The organism is Octadecabacter arcticus 238 (assembly GCF_000155735.2).
Taxonomy (GTDB): Bacteria; Pseudomonadota; Alphaproteobacteria; order Rhodobacterales; family Rhodobacteraceae; genus Octadecabacter; species Octadecabacter arcticus.
On the sequence record NC_020908.1, the window covers coordinates 4,087,319 to 4,108,449 of the forward strand.

General features: G+C 61.8%; 28 protein-coding genes and 2 pseudogenes. 22 read left to right on the top strand and 8 right to left on the bottom strand.

Annotated features, from left to right (window positions below):
• Positions 1-37 precede the first annotated feature (37 nt).
• Complete coding sequence (locus tag OA238_RS35225) at positions 38-82, top strand: hypothetical protein (RefSeq protein ID WP_420806501.1); 45 nt, start codon at positions 38-40, stop codon at positions 80-82.
• 18 nt (positions 83-100) lie between these two features.
• Here the strand turns inward: OA238_RS35225 and OA238_RS21120 are convergent.
• From OA238_RS21120 to OA238_RS21140, 5 genes and pseudogenes are all read right to left on the bottom strand, one after another.
• Positions 101-631, bottom strand: a pseudogene (locus OA238_RS21120) (DUF3489 domain-containing protein); the annotation flags it as partial.
• A gap of 98 nt (positions 632-729) precedes the next feature.
• Positions 730-1,131, bottom strand: coding sequence for a hypothetical protein (locus OA238_RS21125; protein ID WP_044037301.1), 402 nt, complete (start codon positions 1,129-1,131; stop codon positions 730-732).
• The gene (locus OA238_RS21130; protein WP_044037303.1) at positions 1,128-1,409 is read right to left on the bottom strand and encodes a hypothetical protein; all 282 of its coding nucleotides are present in this window, start codon (positions 1,407-1,409) and stop codon (positions 1,128-1,130) included. The genes OA238_RS21125 and OA238_RS21130 overlap by 4 nt, the downstream gene beginning before the upstream one ends.
• A 14-nt stretch (positions 1,410-1,423) precedes the next feature.
• On the bottom strand, positions 1,424-1,645 hold the full coding sequence (locus OA238_RS21135; RefSeq protein WP_015496780.1) for a hypothetical protein: 222 nt from the start codon (positions 1,643-1,645) through the stop codon (positions 1,424-1,426).
• Between the two features lie 10 nt (positions 1,646-1,655).
• Positions 1,656-1,838 (bottom strand): hypothetical protein, encoded by a 183-nt coding sequence (locus OA238_RS21140; protein WP_044037306.1) that lies wholly within the window; start codon positions 1,836-1,838, stop codon positions 1,656-1,658.
• Positions 1,839-1,960: 122 nt separating this feature from the next.
• Here OA238_RS21140 and OA238_RS21145 point away from each other — a divergent pair, with 122 nt between their 5' ends.
• The 13 genes and pseudogenes from OA238_RS21145 to OA238_RS21205 all read left to right on the top strand — a co-directional run bounded on the left by OA238_RS21145 (position 1,961) and on the right by OA238_RS21205 (position 12,290).
• Positions 1,961-2,521: a hypothetical protein gene (locus OA238_RS21145; protein WP_015496781.1), complete on the top strand. Its 561-nt coding sequence runs from the start codon at positions 1,961-1,963 to the stop codon at positions 2,519-2,521.
• On the top strand, positions 2,469-4,523 hold the full coding sequence (locus OA238_RS21150; protein ID WP_015496782.1) for a phage terminase large subunit family protein: 2,055 nt from the start codon (positions 2,469-2,471) through the stop codon (positions 4,521-4,523). The genes OA238_RS21145 and OA238_RS21150 overlap by 53 nt, the downstream gene beginning before the upstream one ends.
• A gap of 10 nt (positions 4,524-4,533) precedes the next feature.
• The gene (locus OA238_RS21155) at positions 4,534-4,743 is read left to right on the top strand and encodes a phage head-tail joining protein (protein WP_015496783.1); all 210 of its coding nucleotides are present in this window, start codon (positions 4,534-4,536) and stop codon (positions 4,741-4,743) included.
• A complete protein-coding gene (locus OA238_RS21160; RefSeq protein WP_015496784.1) occupies positions 4,743-6,242 on the top strand; it encodes a phage portal protein in 1,500 nt (499 codons plus the stop codon). Before OA238_RS21155 ends, OA238_RS21160 begins: the two co-directional genes overlap by 1 nt.
• Positions 6,242-7,681, top strand: a complete 1,440-nt coding sequence (locus OA238_RS21165) for a S49 family peptidase (protein ID WP_015496785.1) — start codon at positions 6,242-6,244, stop codon at positions 7,679-7,681. The genes OA238_RS21160 and OA238_RS21165 overlap by 1 nt, the downstream gene beginning before the upstream one ends.
• Before the next feature lie 97 nt (positions 7,682-7,778).
• The gene (locus OA238_RS21170; protein ID WP_015496786.1) at positions 7,779-8,159 is read left to right on the top strand and encodes a head decoration protein; all 381 of its coding nucleotides are present in this window, start codon (positions 7,779-7,781) and stop codon (positions 8,157-8,159) included.
• Between the two features lie 65 nt (positions 8,160-8,224).
• Positions 8,225-9,247 (top strand): annotated as a pseudogene (locus OA238_RS21175) (major capsid protein).
• Positions 9,248-9,259: 12 nt separating this feature from the next.
• The gene (locus tag OA238_RS21180; protein ID WP_015496787.1) at positions 9,260-9,571 is read left to right on the top strand and encodes a head-tail joining protein; all 312 of its coding nucleotides are present in this window, start codon (positions 9,260-9,262) and stop codon (positions 9,569-9,571) included.
• Positions 9,568-10,197, top strand: a complete 630-nt coding sequence (locus OA238_RS21185) for a DUF6441 family protein (protein WP_015496788.1) — start codon at positions 9,568-9,570, stop codon at positions 10,195-10,197. Before OA238_RS21180 ends, OA238_RS21185 begins: the two co-directional genes overlap by 4 nt.
• A gap of 61 nt (positions 10,198-10,258) precedes the next feature.
• The gene (locus tag OA238_RS21190) at positions 10,259-10,516 is read left to right on the top strand and encodes a type II toxin-antitoxin system ParD family antitoxin (RefSeq protein ID WP_015496789.1); all 258 of its coding nucleotides are present in this window, start codon (positions 10,259-10,261) and stop codon (positions 10,514-10,516) included.
• Positions 10,516-10,860 carry a type II toxin-antitoxin system RelE/ParE family toxin gene (locus tag OA238_RS21195; protein WP_015496790.1) on the top strand — a complete coding sequence of 115 codons (345 nt, stop codon included), beginning with the start codon at positions 10,516-10,518 and terminating at the stop codon, positions 10,858-10,860. Before OA238_RS21190 ends, OA238_RS21195 begins: the two co-directional genes overlap by 1 nt.
• Positions 10,861-10,892: 32 nt before the next feature.
• The gene (locus tag OA238_RS21200; RefSeq protein ID WP_015496791.1) at positions 10,893-11,318 is read left to right on the top strand and encodes a hypothetical protein; all 426 of its coding nucleotides are present in this window, start codon (positions 10,893-10,895) and stop codon (positions 11,316-11,318) included.
• 30 nt (positions 11,319-11,348) lie between these two features.
• On the top strand, positions 11,349-12,290 hold the full coding sequence (locus OA238_RS21205) for a phage tail tube protein (protein WP_015496792.1): 942 nt from the start codon (positions 11,349-11,351) through the stop codon (positions 12,288-12,290).
• 10 nt (positions 12,291-12,300) lie between these two features.
• On the opposite strand, the gene OA238_RS21210 is transcribed toward OA238_RS21205, so the two are convergent.
• Positions 12,301-12,585, bottom strand: a complete 285-nt coding sequence (locus OA238_RS21210; RefSeq protein WP_044037308.1) for a hypothetical protein — start codon at positions 12,583-12,585, stop codon at positions 12,301-12,303.
• A gap of 107 nt (positions 12,586-12,692) precedes the next feature.
• On the opposite strand from OA238_RS21210, the gene OA238_RS21215 reads away from it, so the two are divergent.
• From OA238_RS21215 to OA238_RS21245, 8 genes are all read left to right on the top strand, one after another.
• Positions 12,693-13,103 (top strand): hypothetical protein, encoded by a 411-nt coding sequence (locus tag OA238_RS21215; protein WP_015496793.1) that lies wholly within the window; start codon positions 12,693-12,695, stop codon positions 13,101-13,103.
• Between the two features lie 149 nt (positions 13,104-13,252).
• A complete protein-coding gene (locus OA238_RS33045; protein ID WP_187293090.1) occupies positions 13,253-13,414 on the top strand; it encodes a DUF7697 family protein in 162 nt (53 codons plus the stop codon).
• Positions 13,415-13,421: 7 nt separating this feature from the next.
• Positions 13,422-15,863: a phage tail tape measure C-terminal domain-containing protein gene (locus OA238_RS21220; RefSeq protein ID WP_015496795.1), complete on the top strand. Its 2,442-nt coding sequence runs from the start codon at positions 13,422-13,424 to the stop codon at positions 15,861-15,863.
• Positions 15,860-16,459 carry a hypothetical protein gene (locus OA238_RS21225; RefSeq protein ID WP_015496796.1) on the top strand — a complete coding sequence of 200 codons (600 nt, stop codon included), beginning with the start codon at positions 15,860-15,862 and terminating at the stop codon, positions 16,457-16,459. Before OA238_RS21220 ends, OA238_RS21225 begins: the two co-directional genes overlap by 4 nt.
• Complete coding sequence (locus OA238_RS21230; protein ID WP_015496797.1) at positions 16,456-17,016, top strand: hypothetical protein; 561 nt, start codon at positions 16,456-16,458, stop codon at positions 17,014-17,016. The genes OA238_RS21225 and OA238_RS21230 overlap by 4 nt, the downstream gene beginning before the upstream one ends.
• 334 nt (positions 17,017-17,350) lie before the next feature.
• Positions 17,351-17,758, top strand: coding sequence for a DUF6950 family protein (locus OA238_RS21235; RefSeq protein WP_015496798.1), 408 nt, complete (start codon positions 17,351-17,353; stop codon positions 17,756-17,758).
• A gap of 3 nt (positions 17,759-17,761) precedes the next feature.
• Positions 17,762-20,353, top strand: coding sequence for a phage tail protein (locus OA238_RS21240; RefSeq protein WP_015496799.1), 2,592 nt, complete (start codon positions 17,762-17,764; stop codon positions 20,351-20,353).
• Positions 20,353-20,583, top strand: coding sequence for a hypothetical protein (locus OA238_RS21245; RefSeq protein WP_015496800.1), 231 nt, complete (start codon positions 20,353-20,355; stop codon positions 20,581-20,583). The genes OA238_RS21240 and OA238_RS21245 overlap by 1 nt, the downstream gene beginning before the upstream one ends.
• Here OA238_RS21245 and OA238_RS21250 read toward each other — a convergent pair.
• Positions 20,580-20,870, bottom strand: coding sequence for a type II toxin-antitoxin system RelE family toxin (locus OA238_RS21250; protein WP_015496801.1), 291 nt, complete (start codon positions 20,868-20,870; stop codon positions 20,580-20,582). The two genes, OA238_RS21245 and OA238_RS21250, sit on opposite strands and share 4 nt — an antisense overlap.
• A complete protein-coding gene (locus tag OA238_RS21255; protein WP_015496802.1) occupies positions 20,860-21,105 on the bottom strand; it encodes a type II toxin-antitoxin system Phd/YefM family antitoxin in 246 nt (81 codons plus the stop codon). Before OA238_RS21255 ends, OA238_RS21250 begins: the two co-directional genes overlap by 11 nt.
• Positions 21,106-21,131 lie beyond the last annotated feature (26 nt).

Below are 21,131 nucleotides of genomic sequence, written 5' to 3' on the forward strand. Positions count from 1 at the left end.
CTTGCGATAGGGCTTGGCCTTCACCAGCATCTCACTAGTGCGTGGTTACGCCTTGCGCAGGCTCTTCGCGCGCCTGCGATGACGGCGCAGATCCATCACCCGGCAGCGAATACACTGTGCCGCGGCCTTGAATCTTTTCCGAGCAGACGGGCAGGCCCAACCTTTTCTTGAGCGCACCCGAGATGACGCCACGTGCTGTGTGAGCCAACCACCCCGTCACCGCGACGATTTCTTTTATCGATGCCCCCTCGGGCCGCTGCAGCAGCGCAATGATCTGCGCCTGTTTGGTACCGGCTCGCATGGTTGGCGTCTTGGGGGCTGGCGCCGCCGCTGCATGCTGGCGGACCGCCGCCATGGTTTTGACGACCACTGGTTCGATCCCGACGGCCAGCAGCCCTGCGTCGGTGACGACCAGCGTGGTGCCGTGGCCATCACCGGTTTCGCGCCAGAGAGGGTCACCCTTGCGGAGGTCAGCATCGACTTCTTCGAGCCAGCCGCGGTCGATCATCATGCCCACGACCTTCGTGGCGGCGGCACCATGCAGCCCCTCGGGCAGCGGCATGGCAACGTTGTCTGCGCGCTGGGCACCCGTCGTCAGGATCAAGTTTTGGGTTTTGGTCAGATTGGGCATGGTTGCCTCCGGTCAAACGGGCCGCGCAGGATGCGTGCCCTTCTACCGGGATAGGCCCGCGACGCCGCGGGCTGGCTTATGCATAAGATTTGCTGGCCTCAGCCTGCGTCTGCCATCGCGGCCCTCACCGCAAAGTGCTGCACCCAACCCGTCAGGTAGGGAAGGCCTGCGGGGATGCCCTCTTCGCGTTCTGTGCGGTGGCAGATGCGCCAGCCCTGCCAGCGGCAGATTGCGGAACTGATGGCAGTCTCGCTATCGATGTTGCAGCCCGTCATATTGCCCACAACGTCGTCGGCGAAGTGACGCCCCATCCGACTGTCGAGAAAGTCGCGAATGCCAATCATCTCGTCCTCGCTATCGACGTGCATGGCGATCGCGATCAGTTTTGATGCGAGAGCCCATACTTCGCCGCTGCGGCGATCCCGCAGGGGACAAATGGTAATCGTGCCATAGAAGCCATGGGCCTCATTGCGGGTTGGCAAAATGGCGTGCGGAGTCATCGCCCCGCCCTCCATTCAATCCAGCGGCCCTGTTCAACCACATAGGTGTGGCAGAAGTCGCAGCGCGGTTCGGGATGCATCACCAGCGCGCGCGGCGGATCGAAACACTCCAGCGCGTCCGCACGCACCTGCCGGATTTCCTCGGCGGCAAGAATGTCCGCGGGCGTCCAATGCGCGAGTACGTTAAGCATGTGGGACGGATACCCATCAAAATGGACATAGACGTGTGCCCATTCGTCGGGCCCTGTCTGAATGGCGATTTGTGCACGCGTGCTCATATTCCGGTCCTCCTTTAAATAACCTGCAGCTCGGCCAGCACCGCGCTGGCCGCAGCAAGCTGGCTGGTCGGCAGTTCGATCTTGATGTGCGAGAAGATGTCCGAGGCCTCGGCCTTGATGCCGTCCTCCCGCAGTGCGGTCTCGATGGCTTCGGCGACCACGTCAGGGCGTGAGCGGTCGAACTGGTCGAGCAGCGCTGTGTAGTCGATGCGGATGGTGGTGGTGGCCATGGTCATAGTTTGCTCCTCAAGCCTGCTGGTCGATGAGGGCGAGAATGGCGATCGCCATCCCGCCGAGGTATTCGCTGCGGCGAAACACGATGTCATCGATCTCGCCCGCGCAGGTGATGGCGGGATCAACCGCCAAGCTCTCGGCCATATGCGGCAGCAGGCGTTGGACTTGGGCGTTGTAGCGTTCTGCGAGGGTCATGGGTCTGTCTCCGTTCAGGCTTGTTTGCTTGCACTGAGAGTCGCTCTGACGGGCAGTATAATCAACTCAAATAGAGCATCTTTCTTGTTTATTTCCAATATGTTGAGGACGTTTCAAGCGCCATGGAAGGACTATCCGAGCGTGCCTATGCCACCCGCTCCGGCCTCTCGCGCGGGGCGGTGCAGAAGGCCCGCAAGACTGGCCGCTTGGTGCTGTTCGCCGATGGGTCGATCAATGCACCGGCGTCTGATGCACGCCGCCATGCAATGACCGATCCGGATCAACAGATGCGGTCACGTGGCAGTGTTGGCGCTGGTGGTGATGGTCCTAACGTCTCCGGGACTGGTGCCGGAGACAGCACCTCCTATTTGAAGGCCCGCACCGCGCTGACGGTGTATCAGGCGCAGGAACGCCAGCTGTCGATCCAGCGCAAGAAGGGCGTGCTGGTGGATCGTGCGCGCACCGAGACCCTGGTGTTTCGCCTGGCCCGCCAGGAACGCGATGTTTGGGTCACCTGGCCCACCCGTGTGTCCGCCCTGATGGCCGCACAATTATCCGCAGAAATGGAAAGGGCATCCGGTGATGCGGTGACAATCGAGACTGCGATCCTGCAAAGGGTGCTGGAAACCCATGTCAGAGAGCAACTCACCGCCCTGGCCGACCTCAGGGTCTCGCTTGAATGATGACGGCAACGCACACGACCTGACCGACGACAACCTAACAGCAGATCTCGACCTCGGCTTTGACGGCGCCGAGAACATCCTGCGTGTGTGGCGCAGCGGCATGCGGCCGGACCCGGACCTGACCGTGTCGCAATGGGCGGATGCGCACCGCAAGCTCTCTTCTCGGGCCTCGGCTGAACCCGGCCAATATCGCACAGCGCGCACGCCGTATCTGCGCGCCATCATGGATGCACTGTCGCCAAACCATCCGGCTCAACGGATCTCGTTCATGAAGGCCGCGCAGGTTGGGGCGACGGAGGCAGGGAATAATTGGATCGGGTTCGTGATCCATCACGCGCCAGGACCCATGCTGGCCGTGCTGCCCACGTTGGAGATGGCCAAGCGCACCTCACGCGGCCGGATCGACCCGCTGATCGAGGATAGCCCGGCACTCAAAGAGAAAGTCCAGCCCGCCCGGTCACGGGATGCCGGAAATTCCATGCTGTCAAAGGAATTCCCCGGCGGCATTCTGGTGCTGACGGGGGCGAACAGCGCGACGGGTTTGCGCTCGATGCCGGCACGTTATGTGTTTCTGGATGAAGTCGATGCCTATCCGGCCTCGGCCGATGAGGAAGGCGATCCGGTCACGCTGGCCGAGGCGCGCACCACGACCTTCGCGCACAGGCGCAAGGTCTTCATGGTCTCGACGCCAACGATCCGCGGCCTGAGCCGCATTGAGCGAGAGTTCGAGGCCAGCGACCAGCGGCGCTACTTTGTCCCCTGCCCACATTGCAGCCATATGCAGTGGCTAGAGTTCGAGCGGCTGCGCTGGGAAAAGGGGCAGCCGGAAACAGCGATGTACACCTGCGAAGGGTGCGAGAAGCCCATCGCCGAGCACCACAAGACCGACCTGCTAGCGCGTGGTGAATGGCGGGCAACGGCTTTGTCAGACAACCCACATGCCATCGGGTTCCACCTCTCGGCGCTCTATTCGCCAATCGGCTGGAAAAGCTGGGAACAGATCGCACGGGACTGGCTGGCAGCTCAAGGCTCCGACGAGATGCTGCGCGCGGCGCGCAACACATTGCTGGGTGAGACCTGGGTTGAAAGCGGCGAAGCCCCGGAATGGCAGCGTTTGGCCGACCGGCGGACTGCCTTCCCCGCGCAGATCCCCGCAGGCGGGCTGTTCCTGTCTGCCGGTGCGGACGTGCAGAAAGACCGCATCGAGGTCGATGTCTGGGCTTGGGGTCGCGGGCTGCAAAGCTGGCTCGTCGATCACATCGTCATTCCGGGCGGACCGGACGATCCGGCGTGCTGGGACAAGCTGACATCGCTCTTGGGGCAAACTTGGGTGCATGAGCATGGCGCGGTGATGCCGCTGGCCAAACTGGCCATTGATACCGGCTATGAAACCGCCGCCGTTTACGCCTGGTCGCGCAAGCAAGGCATCGCACAAGTAGCACCCGTGAAGGGCCTGGAAGGGTTCAACCGGGCAACGCCGGTGTCGGGGCCAACCTTTGTCGATGCCACCGTAAATGGTCGCAAGCTCAAACGCGGCGCGCGGCTCTGGACTGTGGCCACCGCCACCTTCAAAGCAGAGACATATCGCTATCTGCGGATCGAACGGCCCAGTGACGAAGATCGTGCACTGGGCGTCGCCGATCCAGCTGGCATGATCCATCTGCCGGACTGGGCAGACAGCGAATGGCTCAAGCAGCTGGTCGCCGAGCAACTGGTCACGATCCGCAACAAGCGCGGCTACGCCCACCAGGAATGGCAAAAGCTGCGCGAACGCAACGAGGCCCTCGACACGCGGGTCTATGCCCGCGCAGCCGCCTGGATCCTTGGCGCAGACCGCTTTGACGAGCGGATGTGGCGACAGTTGGAGAAACAGGCGGGGGTCGAGACGGTTGTGACCGTGGCACAGCCCGAGACTGACAAAGCGACGGAGCCGCAAGCCGGGCGCATCACCGCACCGCGGCGGCGCGGCTGGAAGATCAGCACGCCCAAATACATGGAATGAGCAAAACCCGATGACCCTCGATGACCTCAAATCCCGCCACAGTGCGCTGCTGGTCGCGCGTTATAGCGGCACGCGGTCTGTCAGCTATGACGGCAAGACAGTCACTTATGGCACCGATGCCGAACTGGCGGCTGCGATCAGTGATATCGAGCGCCGGATTGCAAAAGCCGAACGCGGCACTGGGCGCATCTTGCGACCCTATACTGTGAAGGATCTATGATGAACTGGCGGCAGCGGCTCGGCGCATTTGTCGGCGGCTTTGATGCAGGTCAGCATCATCGGCGCCTGCGCGGGTTCCGCGCGACGCGCGCCCATGTGAATGCGCTGATTGCAGCGTCAGGTCCGGATATCACGGCCCGTGCCCGCTGGCTGGTGCGCAACAATGGCTATGCGGTGAACGCCGTGGAGAGCTGGGCTGCCAATACTGTGGGCGACGGCATCAAACCAATCTCGAAGATTGGTGACGCTGTGCGCAAGGAAGAGCTGCAGCGGCTTTGGCTGGCCTGGACCGACGAGGCAGATGCCGAGGGGCTGACGGATTTCTACGGGCTGCAGCGCCGCGCCGCGCGCGAGGTGTTTATCGCAGGCGAGGTGTTCTTCCGGATCCGGATGCGGCGCCCGGGTGACGGGCTGACCGTGCCCCTGCAACTCCAAATGCTGCCATCGGAAATGTTGCCGCTGGAGCAGACGGGCGTTGCAGCCAACGGCAATGCGATCCGCCAGGGCATCGAGTTTGACCGGATTGGACGGCGCGTCGCCTATCATTTCCTGCGCCGACACCCCGGCGACAGCACCGATCCCGGGCTGTCTGGCGAACTGGTACGCGTGCCCGCATCGGAAGTGATCCATGTGATTGACCCGGTCGAGGGTGGCCAGCTGCGCGGCGTGTCAAAACTCGCCCCCGCCATCGTGAAGCTGTTTCTGCTCGACCAATACGACGACGCCGAACTCGATCGCAAAAAGGTCGCGGCAATGTACGCGATGTTCGTCACCTCTCCCGCGCCGGAAAACCCGCTGGCACCAGCAGAGGAGGATGAGGGTCCTGGCGGGGTTGAGATCAGCCCTGGTCAGGTTGTGCGGCTTGATCCAGGCGAGGACGTCACGGTCGGCCAGCCTGCGGACAGCGGCGCGACATACGAGCCGTTCCAGTATCGCACATTGCTGCAGATCTCGGCCGCTTTGGGCATTCCCTATCCGTATCTGGCCAATGATATGGTGAAGGGCAACTTCTCGAACTCGCGGCTTGCCCTGATCGAGTTCCGCCGCCGTGTCTCGGCCTGGCAACATTCTGTCATGGCCTACCAGCTGTGCCGACCCGTTTATGCGCGCTGGATGGATGCAGCGGTGCTGTCGGGCGCACTGAACCTGCCCGGCTTCGAGGCCGACCGGTCGCGGCTGCTGGCCGCCGATTGGCTGCCCACCAAATGGGACTGGGTCGATCCGCTCAAAGACGCCAATGCCGAGATCGCCCAGATCGAAGCGGGCCTGAAATCACGCAGCCAGGCCATTGCCGAGCGCGGCTATGACGCCGAGCAGGTTGATCGCGAGATTGCGGCCGAACGGGCGCGCGAGCGTGCTCTGGGCCTCGACTTCCGTCGTCCGGGGTCGCCCGCGCAGGGGGTGCAGGCGGTGCCGGTTGGCGACGCTGACGACAACGACGAAACCGACACAACCGATGACGCGGCAGATCGCACCCGCACTGAAGAGGACCAGCTCTGATGCTCCACGCTCGCATAGCCGCACGTGCGTTCAACACGCCGCTGCTGGTCGAACCCTCAAAGGCGATGGCGTTTCTGTCCGGGCTTGGTACTCGTATTCTTGGGCGGCAGGTCGACATGGCGGGCAGCGATATGACCGATGCACCCAGCACCGCCGCCCTTCCGGCGCGCGCCAGCATTCTGGCCGGTGGGCTGCCTGAGAGACTGGGTCAGCATGGCGATGCGCCGTACCCTGTCGTCGACGGGATTGCGGTGATCGAGATCTCTGGCGTGCTCATTCATCGTGGCGGTTGGATTGGCCAGTCCTCTGGCCAGACCAGCTATGAAGGGATCGCCGCCCAGATCGACGCGGCGGGCAATGATCCGGCGGTGCGCGGCATCGCATTGGAAATTGACAGTTTTGGCGGCGAAGTCGCTGGTGTTTTTGATTTGGCAGATCGCATTCGTGCTATCCGCGCGACCAAACCGGTCTGGTCCTTTGTGGCCGAACACGCCTTCTCGGCCGGCTATGCGCTGGCCAGTCAGGCTGATCGGATCTTGCTACCTCGCACAGGGGCCGTCGGCAGCATCGGTGTTGTTGTGATGCATGCCGATATGAGTGGCCAGCTTGATCAAGACGGCATGCGCGTCACGCTGATCCACTCCGGTGAGCACAAGGTCGATGGCAATCCTTACTCGCCTTTGCCTGACGGGGTTCGTGCCGACATCCAGGGCGAAATCGATGTGCTGCGGTTTCTATTTGCTGAGACAGTCGCTGCCGGGCGCGCCGGACGGCTGAGCCAAGAGGCGGCTCTTGCCACCAAAGCGGCCACCTACCGCGGGGCAGACGCCGTCGCGGCGGGCCTTGCCGATGAAGCCATCGATCTCTCAAGGGGCTTTGCCCGTTTTCGAGAGACCCTCTCTACCCCACGCTCAAACGCGCGGTTGTCACGCGCAACACATCCCAAACCAAAGGAGGCCGCCATGAGCGCCAGGACAGTCACCGCGCAGGATAGCACAGAAAGCATTGAGCCCGAGGCCACCACGCTGGACAGCGAGGTCGGAGCCTCCGATGCAGAGGAAGATGTCGGCGATGTTCAAAACGAGCCGCAGGCAGAAGTGGGACCGGCCCGTGCGGCGGCTCCACCTTCGAACAATTCAACGTCCACAGCGCCTGGCAATCTGGCCGAAATCTCGGCGCAGCTGCGCGAGGCAGCCGCGGAGGTCGCCGAAATAGCCGCGCAGGCCGGACGGCTCGGGATCGCTATTGATGCCGCTAAAGCGCTCCGCGAGGGAACCACGCCAGAGGTCTTGCGCTCACTCGTGTTGCAGCGCGCAGCTGCGGCAGCCGACGCCCGCGATATCGTGGCAGCCCCGCCTTCGCCCGTGCTGCATCAATCTGCAGAGAGCCCGATCGTAGCGGCCGCAAAACGCGCCGCCTCAGCAGGGGCCAAAGGCTGATCTCCACACGCGCTCTTGACGCCCTGCCACCTGATCCCCTGCCGCTCCTCTCCGGCGGGGGATTTCTTTTTGCCACCTGATCACAAGGATCCCTGACATGACCGTTCTGACACAGCCGCCCGGCATGGGCGATGTTCTCAAATACGAGCTTAATCCCAACTTTACCCGCGAGAGTGTGACGCTGCTCGCCGGTGCGGCCTATCCTGTAGGTGCTGTTCTTGGCCGCATCACGGCCAGCGGTAAATACAAGCTTGCCACTTCGGGTGGCACGGATGGGGCGCAGACCGCGGCCGCCGTCCTGCTTTACGCCGTCGATGCCACGGCTGCTGATGCCTCAGCGTTGGTCGTCACCCGCGGCCCCGCCATCGTTTCCAAGGCGGCGCTTGTTTTTGATGCCACCGTCGATGATCCCGCAAAGACCGTCACCAAACACGGTCAACTGACCGCACTGGGTATCATTCCGCGCGATACCGCCTGATCTATCTAGGCGCCCCCTTCAGCGATCGCCTTACCTTCCCAACCCTCTTTCCCCCGGAGTTCCCCATGACCATCACCCGTAATCCCTTTGACGCGGGCGGCTATTCGCTCGCAGAGATGACGCAAGCGATCAACATCCTGCCCAACCTCTACACCCGCCTGGGTCAGATCGGCCTGTTCCGCTTTGAAGGTGTCACCCAGCGCTCCATCGTGATCGAGCAGCGCGAAGGCGTGTTGAGCCTGCTGCCCTCGGTGCCACTCGGCGCGCCTGCCACTGTTGGAAACCGCGAGCAGCGCTCCATGCGCAGCTTTGCCCTGCCCTGGATCCCGCATGACGATGTGATCCTGCCCGCCGACATTCAGGGCATGCCAGCACTGGGCCTTTCGGACGCCGCCGATCCGCTGGTTGAGGTGATGAACCGCAAGCTGACGCTGATGCGCCGCAAGCACGCCCAGACCCGCGAATACATGGAGATGAATGCGCTGCGCGGCATTGTGAAAGACGGTGCCGGCACCACGCTTTACAATTACTTCACTGAGTTCGGGCTTGAGAAGATTTCGATCGACTTCGTCTTCGGCACTGCAGGCACCAATATCCAGGGAAAAGTGCGCAGTGTGCTGCGCGCCATGGAGGACAATCTGCTGGGCGAGACCATGACCACAGCCCATGCGCTGGTCAGTTCGGAATACTTCGACAAGCTGATCAGCCACCCAAAGACCGAAGAAGCCTACAAGTTCTTCTCTGCCACGGGTGGCCAGCCGCTGCGCGAGGATATGCGTCGCGCTTTCCCCTTCGCAGGCATTCTCTTTTAAGAATACAACGGCTCCGTGACCCTCTCGAACGGAACATCCGAGAGGTTAATCCCAGCAGGCGAAGGGATCGCGTTTCCGCTGGGCACGTTTGACACCTTCACCACCTATGGCGGGCCAGCCAATCTGCTGGAAACCGCCAATACCATCGGCCTGCCGCTTTACGCCCGCCAGATGGTCGATGCCAAGGGCCGCTGGATCGATCTGATGACCGAAAGCTCGATCCTGCCCGTGAACAAGCGGCCCCGCATGGCCATCCGCCTGCACTCGGGCAACTGAGGCTGAACGCAGATGACGGCATTCCTTGCAGCCCTTGATCTGCTATTCGCTGATCTGAACCTTGCACATGAGGCCTGGTACCGTGATAGCGAAGGGCAGTTCACACGCATCCGCATTATCTTGCGTCGCAATGATGATGTGACTGCGTTCGGGGCGGCGCGCCTTGTCTCAGATACGTGCCGGTTCGACGTGCGCGTATCGGAATTGCCAGCACCCCGCCCTGACGAGCAGATCCTGTTGGGAGAAGAAACATTCCTGATCCAAGGGGAGCCCTTGCGTGATCGGGATCGCTTGGTCTGGACGATAGAGGCAACGCCTGCATGAAGCTCGACCTTTCTGTTACCGGCGATATCGTCACCGCGATGCGCGCCGAAATCCTCGCCGGCGAAAAGGCTGTGACCACCGCCATGCGCGCGGCAGGCAACGGCCTGAAATCAGACTGGCGGGCTCAAATTACGCGCGCCCGCCTTGGGCAGCGGCTGAGCAAGACGATCCGGTCCAAGACCTACCCTGCAGCAGGCGAAAGCCTTGAAGCAGCAGCACTCGTCTGGTCGAAGGCACCTCAAATCATCGGGGCGCATGACGCAGGGCCGTTGATCCGGTCAAAGGATGGGTTCTGGCTTGCCATCCCCACGCCAGCTGCAGGCAAAGGCACCCGCGGCAAGACGCTCACGCCCGGAGACTGGGAACGAAGGCGCGGGTTGCGTCTGCGGTTTATCTACCGGCGCAACAGCCCAAGCTTGCTCGTTGCAGATGGGCGGTTGAACAGCCGCGGCTTGGGCGTCGCCTCTCGGTCAAAGACCGGCCGCGGGAGGAGTACGGTGCCGATCTTTCTGCTGGTGCCGCAGGTGAAACTCGCCAAGCGACTGGATCTGGCGCGCGATGCTGAGCGGGCACAGGCGGCGGTTCCGGGGCTGATTGTGGCGCGTTGGGTAGATGCGCGGACCTGATGGCGGGTCGACATCGCCTCACTTATGGCATATATTGCCATAACCTTTAAAGGAAACCGCCATGGGGACCCGCAACGTCGTTCTGACCGACTCTCAATCTGCTCTTGTCGACCAGTTGGTCGCATCCGGGCGCTACCAGAATGCCTCGGAAGCTTTGCGCGCAGGCTTACGTCTTTTGGAGCGCGAGGAAGCCGAGATTTGCGATCTGCGCTCGCGGTTAACCTCGAGCCTTGACGAAGCACATCGGGGTGAGTTCGCCGATGGCAGCGGCGAAGAGGCTATCCGTGGTGCTTTTGCCGCCGCACGCGTTCAAAACTGATGCCAAAGCCCTGGCGCCTGACACGACAGGCGAGCGCTTCGATTGCCGAGATTGCCCGCTGGACGTATGAGACATTCGGGGCTCGGCAGGCCTCGGCCTATGAGGAAGATCTGGTCGCGCGCTGCGTTGAGATTGCGTCAGGTACCGCGATATCGCACGATTGCCGACGGTTGATCGAACCCAACCTTGCTGAGGATCTGCGCTTTACACGCGCGGGCCAGCATTTTGTGGTCTTCATCGAGACAGCCGATCAGGTCATCATCATCGACTTTCTGCACAGTAGGAGCGATCTGCCACGACGGCTTGCCAGCCTGACGGATCGATTACCCAAGCCAGAGAAATAATCCCGGGCAGGTCCCGAAAAACTGAGACAAATATGCCCACCCCTCGCGAAACCATCCTCACCGCTTTGGCGGACCTGTTGCGCACGATCCCGCATGCGCCGGTGTTGCGCGGCGAGGTTCTGCCAGAACGCATCCCGCCCGCTGGTCTGATGATCCTGCGCGATGGCAACCCTGGCGAGCCAGCCGTAACGTTGTCGCCGCTAACCTATCACTTCCAGCACCGCGCAGAGTTGGAGGTTATCGTGCAATCGGCGATGGAACGAGACGCCCTCTTCTACGCGCTCTGCGCTCAGATCGGCGCAGTGATCGCTGCTGACCGGACATTGCGGGGGTTATGCGACTGGGTGGAGCCAGAGGGAGCAGAACCCGTCGATCTTCCGGTTGAGGGGGCAGCATCCCTGAAAGCCGGGATCATTCCGATCATCCTGCACTACGCCACGCGTGAGCCGCTGGTCTGACCAGCTCAATTCAATTCAAGGAGGATACCAATGGCACGAGCCCAAGGTGCGCGGGCGCAGATGGGGTTTGCGTTCGAAACCACGTATGGCACGCCGCCCGTCGGCGGTTTCACGAAGATGCCCTTCGCCAGCACGACGCTTGGCGCGGAGCAGCCGCTTCAGACGTCGGAACTTTTGGGCTACGGGCGCGATCCGCAGGCCCCAATCAAGGATGCTGTGACGGCGGACGGCAATGTTGTTGTGCCGATCGATGTGGAGGCCTTTGGCTTCTGGCTAAAGGCGTGTTTTGGCGAACCGGTCACAACAGGCGCGGAAGCCCCCTATACCCATGCGTTCCACTCTGGAAACTGGTCGCTCCCAAGCTTCTCGATCGAGACCGGCATGCCGGAAGTGCCACGTTATGCCATGTATGCGGGCTGCATGGTGGATAGTCTTAATTGGCAAATGGCACGCTCGGGACTTTTGACGGCCACGACCAGCATTGTGGCGCAGGGCGAGACGATTGCCACGAGCACAGCTGCTGGTACGCCAGCCGATATTGCTCTGAAGCGCTTTGGCCATTTTAACGGCGCGATCACGCGCAATGGCGGCAATATCGGCAACGTCGTCTCCGCCGACATCAATTACGCCAACAATCTCGACCGCATCGAGACGATCCGGGCCGATGGCAAGATCGATGGCGCTGACCCTTCTATCGCAGCGCTTACCGGCAATGTCGTCATACGCTTCGCCGATCAGAGCTTGGTGAACCAAGCGCTCAACGGCGATCCTTGCACGCTGGAGTTCTCTTACAAGCTCGCCAGTGGCGAACATCTGACCCTGACCGCCCATGCCGTTTACCTGCCGCGTCCGCGCATTGAGATCTCCGGCCCGCAGGGTGTGCAGGCGACTTTTGACTGGCAGGCCGCCAGCGACGTTGTGGTCGGCCGCATGTGCACTGTTACCCTCACCAACGATCGAAAAACTTATTGAGGACGCGTAGTTAACTCGTCGGAAGGCGCTCTACAGGATTTGACAGCCTTAAAACGCCCCGGCCCTCAATGAAGACTTCGGAAACTGATGACCTTTTGACCATGGCAGTTGCCTGCATACTTAGATTTGAGAGCATGACTGTGGTGTCGTGCAAACGTGCTTCTGCGCGTTCAGCTCTTTGCGTTGCTGAATGAAGTTGCGCCGAGAGTTGTTCGATCTGATTTTCTAAGCTGTCGCGCTGAAATCGCGTGATTTCCAGGGCAATGGAAGTTTCCATGAGCTTTTTGTCTGTCATTGGGTTGTGCCTCGCCGTGGGGTCAAACTCGTTTCAACATTTGTCCAGTTTGGATTGCTGATGCCGATTTAGCCAGAGCCTCAACCATTAACATAGGAGAACAATATATGTTGCGTTTAGACATTTTGTCCCAGCCACGCTGGCTTGATCTCGGCCACGGCGTGCGTCTTTTTGTCGAGCCTCTGACAACGGCCGTGATGCTTGCGGCCCGCAGCGACCCGTCAATCTTGGCCGCGACGGCGGATGTCAAAGTCATAGATGCTTGGACCGCCGCTGATGATGATGTTACGCAAAGCGAGACTGGCCCTTCCAACGACGATCTCGCGCGCATCGTGGCCAAGGCGGTTGCCCGCATCGTCGTGCACGATTGGGAGGGTGTGGGCGACGCGGAGGGCAAACCATTGTCTGTCACGCCGGACGGTATCGACGCGCTCTTGGAAATCTGGCCGATCTTTGAGGCCTTCCAGACCAGATACATCGCAGGCGCGTTCATCTTGGATGCGGAAAAAAACGTCTGACCGCTCTCGCCGATTGGGAGTTCGGCGGGGGCGGTGAGTATTGCGCGGCGTGTCCTTCCATCTGCGCACAATGCCCAAGGCAGCAGAATGCACCAAAAACCTATGAGGGCTGGCAGATATGGGATCTGGTTCAGCGCCTTGGCGGGCAAATGCGGGTCGCAGGTGGCATGAGCGGCGGTGCCGTCATCGGCTGGGACATGGGCGCGGCGCTACAACTTGGGGCGGCCCTGGGGCTATCGCCACTCATTATTGCGGAACTCTTGCCGCCCATAGAGGCGGCGATGGTGCGCAAGACCAACGAAGAGATTTAACACCACCATGGCTGAAAAGCGCGTCTCTGTCCGCCTCTCTGCAACGGGGGGGCGCCAAGTGCGCGCCGAACTGGAAGGTGTTGGCGCTGCAGGTGCCCGGGGTATGGGACGTCTGAGCCGTGAACTGGAACAAGCCAATGCGCGCATGGCGGCTTTTGCGCGGCGGGCCCGCATAGCCGCTACCGCTGCTGCGGCTGCTCTTGCTGTGGCAGTCGTCTCGATGACGCGGTCAACCGTTGCTGCCGCTAACGAGATCGACCAGCTGTCCCAAGTGGCCAATGCCGCGCCGGAGGTGTTCCAGCGCTGGTCGGCGGCCTCGGCCACGGTGGGGATCGAACAGGAAAAGCTCGCCGATATCCTCAAGGACGTGAACGACCGTGTGGGGGATTTCCTGCAAACGGGCGGAGGTCCGATGGCGGACTTCTTTGAAAACATCGCACCGCGCGTCGGGGTCACCGCGGATCAGTTCGCGCGGCTTTCGGGCCCTGAGGCGCTGCAGCTTTATGTGGATAGCCTCGAGCGTGCGGGCGTCAGCCAACAGGAGATGACCTTTTATCTTGAGGCCATGGCCTCGGATACAACCCGTCTGATCCCATTGCTGCAAAATGGCGGCGCTGAGATGACCCGGCTTGGGGCGCAGGCGCAAGCCTTGGGCGCCGTGCTCGATGCTGATGCGATCGCGGCGATGCGCCGCTCTGAACTGGCGCTGGTCAGCATTGGTCAAGTGTTCACCGGCGTGCGCAACAAAATTGCCGTGGCGCTGGCGCCGTCACTTGAGGCTGTGGCCAATGCCTTTGTGGCACTGGCCTCCTCGACCAGCCCGATCAGTCGGGCTTTTGATACCTTGCTGGATAATCTTGATCGGCTGGTCATCTATGCAGGCACCTTTGCCACGTTCCTGGCTGGCCGCTGGGTGGCGGCAATGGCGGTTGCAGCCCTGTCTGTACGCGGGCTGGCCACGATGTTGGTGGTGCTCAAGGGCGCGCTCATCCGCACCGGTATCGGTGCGCTCATCGTTGGTGCGGGGGAGCTGGTCTATTGGTTTACGCGGCTGGCTTCTGGTGCGGGCGGCTTTGGCGCGGCCATGGGCCTGTTGAAGGATGTGGCCGTCGAGGTCTGGGACCGGATCAAGATGGGGGCCTCGGCTGCAGGCGCGCGCGCCACAGCGATGTTCTATGATCTCAAAGCCGATGCTGCCTCTGGCATGGCCGGTGCGATCGAGAGCGTCGTGGGCTTTGGCAATGCGACGGCCAATACGTTTGAAGGTGCGCTTCTGGCCGTCCGCGAGATCTGGTCGCGGCTACCGGATGTGATTGGTGATCTTGTGTTCTCGGCCGCCAATCGCATGCTCGACGGGATCGAGGTCATGCTGAACGGCGCGATCGCCCGGATTGACGCCTTTACGGGGCGCATTCGCGATGCGCTGGCTGCTGTCGGGATCGAGACCGCCTTCGGGAGTATCGGTGAGATCAGTCTCGGCGATATCGAGAACCCCTTTGCGGGGGCCTCGGCCGATGCGGGCAGTGCAGCCGTGGATGCGTTCCGGCGGGCCTTTGAGGACAATCCTCTGAGCGCCCCTGACCTCGGGCTTGATGGGATCGCCGCCGAAGCATTGACGACAGCCAATACCTACCGTCAAGCCGCCATCGATTTGGCCCGCGGTGCGGCCGCTCCGCTGACGTCCTGGGCCGCGCTGCGCGATGCAGTTGCCGGTACCGGCGAAGAAGGCGCCGCCGCACTGGATGACGCCACGGCCTCGGCGGATCGTTTGGCTGATGCCATGGGCCGCGCGGGCGGAGGCGCAGGGGCTGCCGGCGATAAGATACTCACCGGCTGGAAGGCCGTCTCGGAAGCCCTCAAATCCTATGCCGTAGATGCTTTGAACTGGGGCAAAGGCCTTGGCGAAACTTTATCCCGCGCCTTCTCTGGAGCCGAGAGCGCCTTTCGCAGTTTTATCGATACCGGCAAGCTCGACTTCAAAGGGCTGGTGCGGTCCATTCTGGCGGATCTCGCCGTGCTAGCCTTCCGTCGTGCGGTACTTGGGCCAATCGCCAATGCGCTCTCTGGTGCCTTTGGCGGCGGGGGATCAGTTGCGGCTGCTGTCTCGCATAGCGGCGGCATGGTGGGGTTGTCAGGGCACAGCCGGTCTGTTCCAGCACAAGCCTTTGCCGGTGCGCCGCGGATGCACAGCGGAGGCTGGGCAGGCCTCAGACCAGACGAGGTCCCCACGATCCTGCAGCGGGGCGAGCGGGTTTTGTCGCGCGCGCAAGTCGCCCGCGGGGATCGCAGCGCCGTGCCTGTTGCTGTCCACCTCAATGTCGATGCGCGCGGGGCGCAGATGGGTGTGGCCGAGCAGCTGGCTGCGGTCTTGCGCGGGGCACAGCCCGAGTTCGAGCGGATTGCGGTGGCGGCTGTTGGCAATGCCATGCGCCGGGGGCGGCTGGCATGAGCCTCATCGTGGAGCTGCCCCGCACTTGGGTCGCGGGGCTGGAGCGCCGGCTGGCCACGGCCACAAGCCAAACGCAGTCGCCCTTTACCGGGACCATGGAGGTGCAAGACTGGGGCGGGGAATGGTGGGAATATGACATCGCCTTTGCCGCACAATCGGGGCCTCTGGCACGCTCGGTCTCTGCAGCCCTCACGGCCCTTGGCTCTGGTCGGGGCTTGCTGCTCTTTGCCGATCCGGCAATTGCGCCCAAGAGCCTTGCGCAGCCCATCACGCTGGCAACACCGATTGCCGGGGGCAATGTCGTGCAAACGCAGGGCTGGCCACCGGGCCTGCCCGCCGTTGCCTCCGGTGATTTTATCTCCATCGGCGCAGGGCGCGACACGCGTCTGCACCAGATCGCTTTTGATGCGACAGCCGACATCAACGGGTTTGCAACGCTGACCATCTTTCCGGCCATCCGCACAAGCTTGCCGGCCAATACGCGCCTGGAGGTGAACCAACCTCAGGTGCTGCTGCGCCCCACAGGGGCTGTCCCAACCCGAATTGAGCGCGCGGCCCGCCACCGCTTCACCTTATCTGCACGCGAGGCGATATGAGCCGAGATATCACATCTGCTGTGGCCACGGCGCTGAACGCATCAGAGCTGCAACCGGCGATCTTCTTTGAGGGGGAGTTCCCCTCAGGGGCTGTGCGCATCTGGACTGGGGTGGGCCCGATTGACTGGGACGGCAAGACCTGGACGGGCGTTGGCGTGTTGCTCGGCCTTGGCGCCCTTGAAGAAACCTCTGATGTCGTAGCGTCCGGAACCACGGTCTCGCTCTCGGGCGTACCGCTTGATTTGGTGAGCCTTGCCATTAACGAGGCACGCCAAGGTCAGGCAGGTCGCATCTGGCTGGCACTTCTGTCCGAGGATCGCGCGATCATCGCCGATCCCGTGCAGGCCTTTACCGGTCGCCTTGATGTGCCCGAGATCGCACAGGATGGGCAAAGCTGCCGGATTACGATCAGCTATGAAAGCCGGCTCATTGATCTGAGCACAGCGCGCAACTGGCGCTACACCCATGAAAGCCAGCAAGTTCTGCATCCCGGTGATCGCGGCTTTGCGCATGTGACAGCCATTCAGGATCGAGAGATTACCTGGGGGCGTGGATGATATGCTTGAAATCAAAGTAAAATCTGGGGATATCGCCGCGGCTTATGCACAATCTGCCAAGAGACCTATAGAAATTAGATTTTGCGTTTTGTATGGCCTATGCGTAGCAAAATTGTTCAACTGATAAAATTATTACCGTTTAAAATCAGCGCCTTGCGTTATTTGCGTATTTTTTGTGCAAAGAGGGCAACCCTCTGAATGCACCGGACTTTTTCAGTTAAACCACGTTTCGTCCACAGAGATATACACAGATTCTGTGGAGCATTTTTTGCTTGCACCCGCTCCACTTTGGCGACGCATCGCGGTGGCATGAGTCGGCCAAAGGATTCCAAGCATGCCAATGATTGATAGATGGGAGCAGCGCCTTGCCGCAGGCATTACCGAGGCACGCGACAAACCCTTTATCTGGGGCAAGCACGATTGTGCCACATGGGCCATTGATTTGCACCGCGACCTGACCGGCGGCCCTGACCATGCAGCCCTTTGGCGGGGACGCTACAGCACGCCAATCGGCTGCGAGCGGATACGGCGCAAGCTTGGCTGGAAAACACTTGAAGAAGGTGGCCGCAGTTTGCTTGGGGAGCCACTCACCGATCCACGCCTCGCGCAGCGTGGGGATCTGGTGTTGGGCGGTGATCCTGAGGCTTTTGGCGTCGTGACCGGCGCTAAGGCCGCCTTTGTGGCACCAGAGGGTCTGGTGCGCGTGCCACTTGCAACGTGTCGTCTCGCGTGGAGGACCTAATCCATGCCACCTGTCGTTCTTGGTGCTGTGGCCCTCGGGGGCGCGGCAATTGCTGCAGGCGGTGTGGCTGCGGCTTTTGCGGCCACGGGTCTGGTTGGCTTTGCAGCCTCTTTTGGGGCCTCGATGCTGCTCTCGGCGGCCGCACAGGCAATGATGCCAGCGCCCAGCATTGGCCAGATGGAAATGAAGGCCCGCACCGTGACGGTGCGCGAGCCGGTGATGCCGCGCGAGATGGTTTACGGCCGGGTCCGCAAGGGCGGCGTGATCGTCTTTCTGCATGCAACCGGGCAAAAGGACAAAGACCTGCATCTGGTCGTCGTACTGGCGGCCCACAGCGTCAAATCCATCGGGGCGATTTACTTTGAAGGCGAGGAGGCAGTGTCTGCGGCGGGTGCGGCTCAGGGTAGATGGGCCGGTAAACTCGCTGTGGAAAAGCGCCTTGGGGCTCAGGATCAGACAGCCTTTGCGGGCCTGATTGCCGCCGCTCCGGAGCATTGGAGCAATGCGCACCGTCTTGCAGGATGTGGCGCGATCTATCTGCGGCTGACCTATGACCAGGATGCCTTTCCGGGTGGGATCCCCAACATCACGGTGGATCTGGAGGGCAAGAATGACATCCTTGATCCAAGGACAGGACAGCAGGTTTATAGCGATAACGCAGCGCTTTGCATTGCTGATTACATGGCCCATCCGACCTATGGCATTGGCGCTGCGATCGCAGCCGCGGATGGGATAGAGACCGACAGCCTCATTGAGGCGGCCAATATCTGCGATGAGGCCGTGCCGCTGGCTTCGAGTGGCACCGAGGCGCGCTTTAGCTGCAATGGCGTGGTCTCGCTCTCACAAACACCCAGGACCATTATCGAGGCCATGCTGACGGCCATGGCGGGCGGCTGCATCTGGCAGGCGGGCCAATGGCGTATCCGTGCGGGGGCCTACCGGGTCCCGGAAACGACGCTCACGGCAGATGATCTGCGTGAAGGCGGGATGGTGCTGACCACACGGCAAAGCCGGGCGTCAAACTTCAATGCGGTGCGCGGCCAATTTGTCAGCCCAGAGAACAGCTGGCAGCCCGATGACTTCCCGGCCTATGCCAGTGAGGCCTACCGGTTGGAGGATAATGGCGAGCGGGTCTGGCGCGATATCTCGCTGCCCTTCACGATCTCGGCCTCTATGGCGCAACGCTTGGCAAAGATTGAGCTGGAGCGCGCGCGACGGCAGATGAGCCTGAAGGTGGCGGGCAAGCTCAAGGCGTGGCGCATCGCGGCAGGGGAGGTCACATACGTCCAATATGACCGCTGGGGGTTTGGCGGGACGGCGCTGCCGGAGGGCAAGCCCTTTGAGGTTGACGCTGTGCGGCTTGATCTGACGCAGATGGGCGCAGGCCCGCGCCTGGCACCCGAACTGCTGCTGCGCGAGACCTCGCCACTCATTTATGACTGGGATGCCTCGGAGGAGCAGATCTATCAAGCGGCGCCGCGCACAACGCTGCCTTCGGCTTTTGACATTGCCCCACCGGGGGCGCCACAGGCCAGCGAAGAGCTGTATGTCACGCGCGATGGCTCGGCGGTCAAAGTACTGGCCCGCATCTCTTGGGAGCCGGCCGCATCGGGCTTTGTGGACACCTATCAGTTCGAGGCGCGCCGGGATGGGGATGAATGGTTGGATCGGGGCCGCACCGCGGGCACGGTGATGGAGTTGCGCGATATCCGGCCCGGGCAATGGGCGTTCCGCGTCAAGGCGATCTCGGTGCTGGGTGTCTCCTCGATATGGCGGGACGGCGCATTGGAGGTTGTGGGTCTGACAGCACCGCCAGAAACGCTCGCCGGGCTCACGATCCAGTCGGCGGGTGGGCTTGCCGTCCTGAAATGGCAAAGATCCGTTGATGTGGATGTCCGCGTGGGGGGCAATATCATCATCCGCCACAGCAAGGAGATGGCGGCCACTTGGGCCAACTCCACGCTGATGGACCGGGTCTCAGGCGGCGAGGCGATTGCTGTCGTCCCGCTTAAACCCGGGACCTACCTGCTACGTGCGCAAGACAGCGAGGGGCGGACTGGTCCAGTCAGCACCGTCACGACCAAGGGCGTGCAGATCCTGAGCTTTGTGCAGCTCAACACGCTGGCAGCCGAGCCTGCCTTTGCCGGGCCAAAGACCAATCTTGAAGCGGCCGGCGGCGTTCTTAAACTCACAAGTGGTCCTGACGGAGGCACGCCGCAGGTTCTGGCGCTTGAGGGGCTTTACCAGTTCGGCGCGCATCTAGATTTTGGCGCGCTGAAGCTGGTGCGGCTGCGCTCGGATATCTTGGTCGGGGCCTCGGCACTGTCGGATTACATCGACGATCGCATGACTCCGGTTGATGCCTGGGCGGACTTTGACGGCTCTGAGGGCGCAGATATCGATGTGGTCCTAGAGGTCAGAGAAACCGATGACGATCCCGCCAGCCCAAGCCCGCTCTGGGGTCCCTGGGGACGAATTGATAACAGCGAGATTGAGGCGCGTGCGGTTGAGGCGCGGGCCTGGCTGCGCACGAATGATCCGGCCTTTACGCCGATTGTCTCGGAATTGCGGCTGATAGCGGATGAGGTGGTGTAGTGGCTCAGACCCCAAGCTTTGTGATCATCAATGACAATGGTGCGGCCGTGCGTGCCCAGATCAACCAGGTGGTGGCGGCACTGCGTTCGACCAGCAGCAGTGGCGTGGAGCCACCGGCGACAGCGCCGGGCATGCTTTGGCTCGACACCAGCACGACGCCGCCGACGCTACGCCTGCGCAATACCGCCGATAGTGTCTTTGAGGCGCTGCTCGATGGTGGGGAATACTAAGGATCTGCGCGTTTTTGCGCCGCTTTATAGACTGCGCTGCGCTCGCGTTTACCAACTGCCACGACCGTGACTGTGATGGAAGTCTCTTCCACGCGGTAGACCAATCGGTAGCCGGCACTGCGCAGCTTGATCTTATAGTGGTCTTGCATGCCATGCAGCGCGTCAGCAGGCACCTGAGGCTGGGCGAGGCACGCGATCAACTTCTTTTTGAACTGTGCCTGAAGCGTGGATCCAAGTTTTTGCCATTCCTTGAGTGCGGATGGCAAAAACTGCAGCTCATAGCGCATCCAGGCTGACCCGAACCGGTGTCTCACCCGCGCGCCGCTTGATCATCTCGGCGAGTTCCAAATCGTCTAGATGTTCCATCATGGCCTCATAGCGCGCGGCGGGCACCATGTAGGCCATGACACGGTTGTGGTTGAGCACAGCAACGGGCTCACCGTCCGCCTGTGCCATGACCTGCGATGGGTTTTTTTTGAGATCAGAGACGCTGACGGCGATATTGGCTTCGACACGCTGCATAGCAGCCTCCAAAATAGATCTAAAAA

Coding starts and splice junctions, on each gene's coding strand:
- OA238_RS21225 (WP_015496796.1), top strand. CDS start 15,860: ATGAGCCTCATCGTGGAGCTGCCCCGCACTTGGGTCGCGGGGCTGGAG.
- OA238_RS21135 (WP_015496780.1), bottom strand. CDS start 1,645: ATGACCATGGCCACCACCACCATCCGCATCGACTACACAGCGCTGCTC.
- OA238_RS21220 (WP_015496795.1), top strand. CDS start 13,422: ATGGCTGAAAAGCGCGTCTCTGTCCGCCTCTCTGCAACGGGGGGGCGC.
- OA238_RS21200 (WP_015496791.1), top strand. CDS start 10,893: ATGCCCACCCCTCGCGAAACCATCCTCACCGCTTTGGCGGACCTGTTG.
- OA238_RS21125 (WP_044037301.1), bottom strand. CDS start 1,131: ATGACTCCGCACGCCATTTTGCCAACCCGCAATGAGGCCCATGGCTTC.
- OA238_RS21210 (WP_044037308.1), bottom strand. CDS start 12,585: ATGACAGACAAAAAGCTCATGGAAACTTCCATTGCCCTGGAAATCACG.
- OA238_RS21150 (WP_015496782.1), top strand. CDS start 2,469: ATGTCAGAGAGCAACTCACCGCCCTGGCCGACCTCAGGGTCTCGCTTG.
- OA238_RS21205 (WP_015496792.1), top strand. CDS start 11,349: ATGGCACGAGCCCAAGGTGCGCGGGCGCAGATGGGGTTTGCGTTCGAA.
- OA238_RS21240 (WP_015496799.1), top strand. CDS start 17,762: ATGCCACCTGTCGTTCTTGGTGCTGTGGCCCTCGGGGGCGCGGCAATT.
- OA238_RS21140 (WP_044037306.1), bottom strand. CDS start 1,838: ATGACCCTCGCAGAACGCTACAACGCCCAAGTCCAACGCCTGCTGCCG.
- OA238_RS21160 (WP_015496784.1), top strand. CDS start 4,743: ATGAACTGGCGGCAGCGGCTCGGCGCATTTGTCGGCGGCTTTGATGCA.
- OA238_RS21145 (WP_015496781.1), top strand. CDS start 1,961: ATGGAAGGACTATCCGAGCGTGCCTATGCCACCCGCTCCGGCCTCTCG.
- OA238_RS21170 (WP_015496786.1), top strand. CDS start 7,779: ATGACCGTTCTGACACAGCCGCCCGGCATGGGCGATGTTCTCAAATAC.
- OA238_RS21180 (WP_015496787.1), top strand. CDS start 9,260: ATGACGGCATTCCTTGCAGCCCTTGATCTGCTATTCGCTGATCTGAAC.
- OA238_RS21230 (WP_015496797.1), top strand. CDS start 16,456: ATGAGCCGAGATATCACATCTGCTGTGGCCACGGCGCTGAACGCATCA.
- OA238_RS21155 (WP_015496783.1), top strand. CDS start 4,534: ATGACCCTCGATGACCTCAAATCCCGCCACAGTGCGCTGCTGGTCGCG.
- OA238_RS33045 (WP_187293090.1), top strand. CDS start 13,253: ATGCGGGTCGCAGGTGGCATGAGCGGCGGTGCCGTCATCGGCTGGGAC.
- OA238_RS21185 (WP_015496788.1), top strand. CDS start 9,568: ATGAAGCTCGACCTTTCTGTTACCGGCGATATCGTCACCGCGATGCGC.
- OA238_RS21165 (WP_015496785.1), top strand. CDS start 6,242: ATGCTCCACGCTCGCATAGCCGCACGTGCGTTCAACACGCCGCTGCTG.
- OA238_RS21215 (WP_015496793.1), top strand. CDS start 12,693: ATGTTGCGTTTAGACATTTTGTCCCAGCCACGCTGGCTTGATCTCGGC.
- OA238_RS21195 (WP_015496790.1), top strand. CDS start 10,516: ATGCCAAAGCCCTGGCGCCTGACACGACAGGCGAGCGCTTCGATTGCC.
- OA238_RS21190 (WP_015496789.1), top strand. CDS start 10,259: ATGGGGACCCGCAACGTCGTTCTGACCGACTCTCAATCTGCTCTTGTC.
- OA238_RS21255 (WP_015496802.1), bottom strand. CDS start 21,105: ATGCAGCGTGTCGAAGCCAATATCGCCGTCAGCGTCTCTGATCTCAAA.
- OA238_RS21250 (WP_015496801.1), bottom strand. CDS start 20,870: ATGCGCTATGAGCTGCAGTTTTTGCCATCCGCACTCAAGGAATGGCAA.
- OA238_RS21130 (WP_044037303.1), bottom strand. CDS start 1,409: ATGAGCACGCGTGCACAAATCGCCATTCAGACAGGGCCCGACGAATGG.
- OA238_RS21235 (WP_015496798.1), top strand. CDS start 17,351: ATGCCAATGATTGATAGATGGGAGCAGCGCCTTGCCGCAGGCATTACC.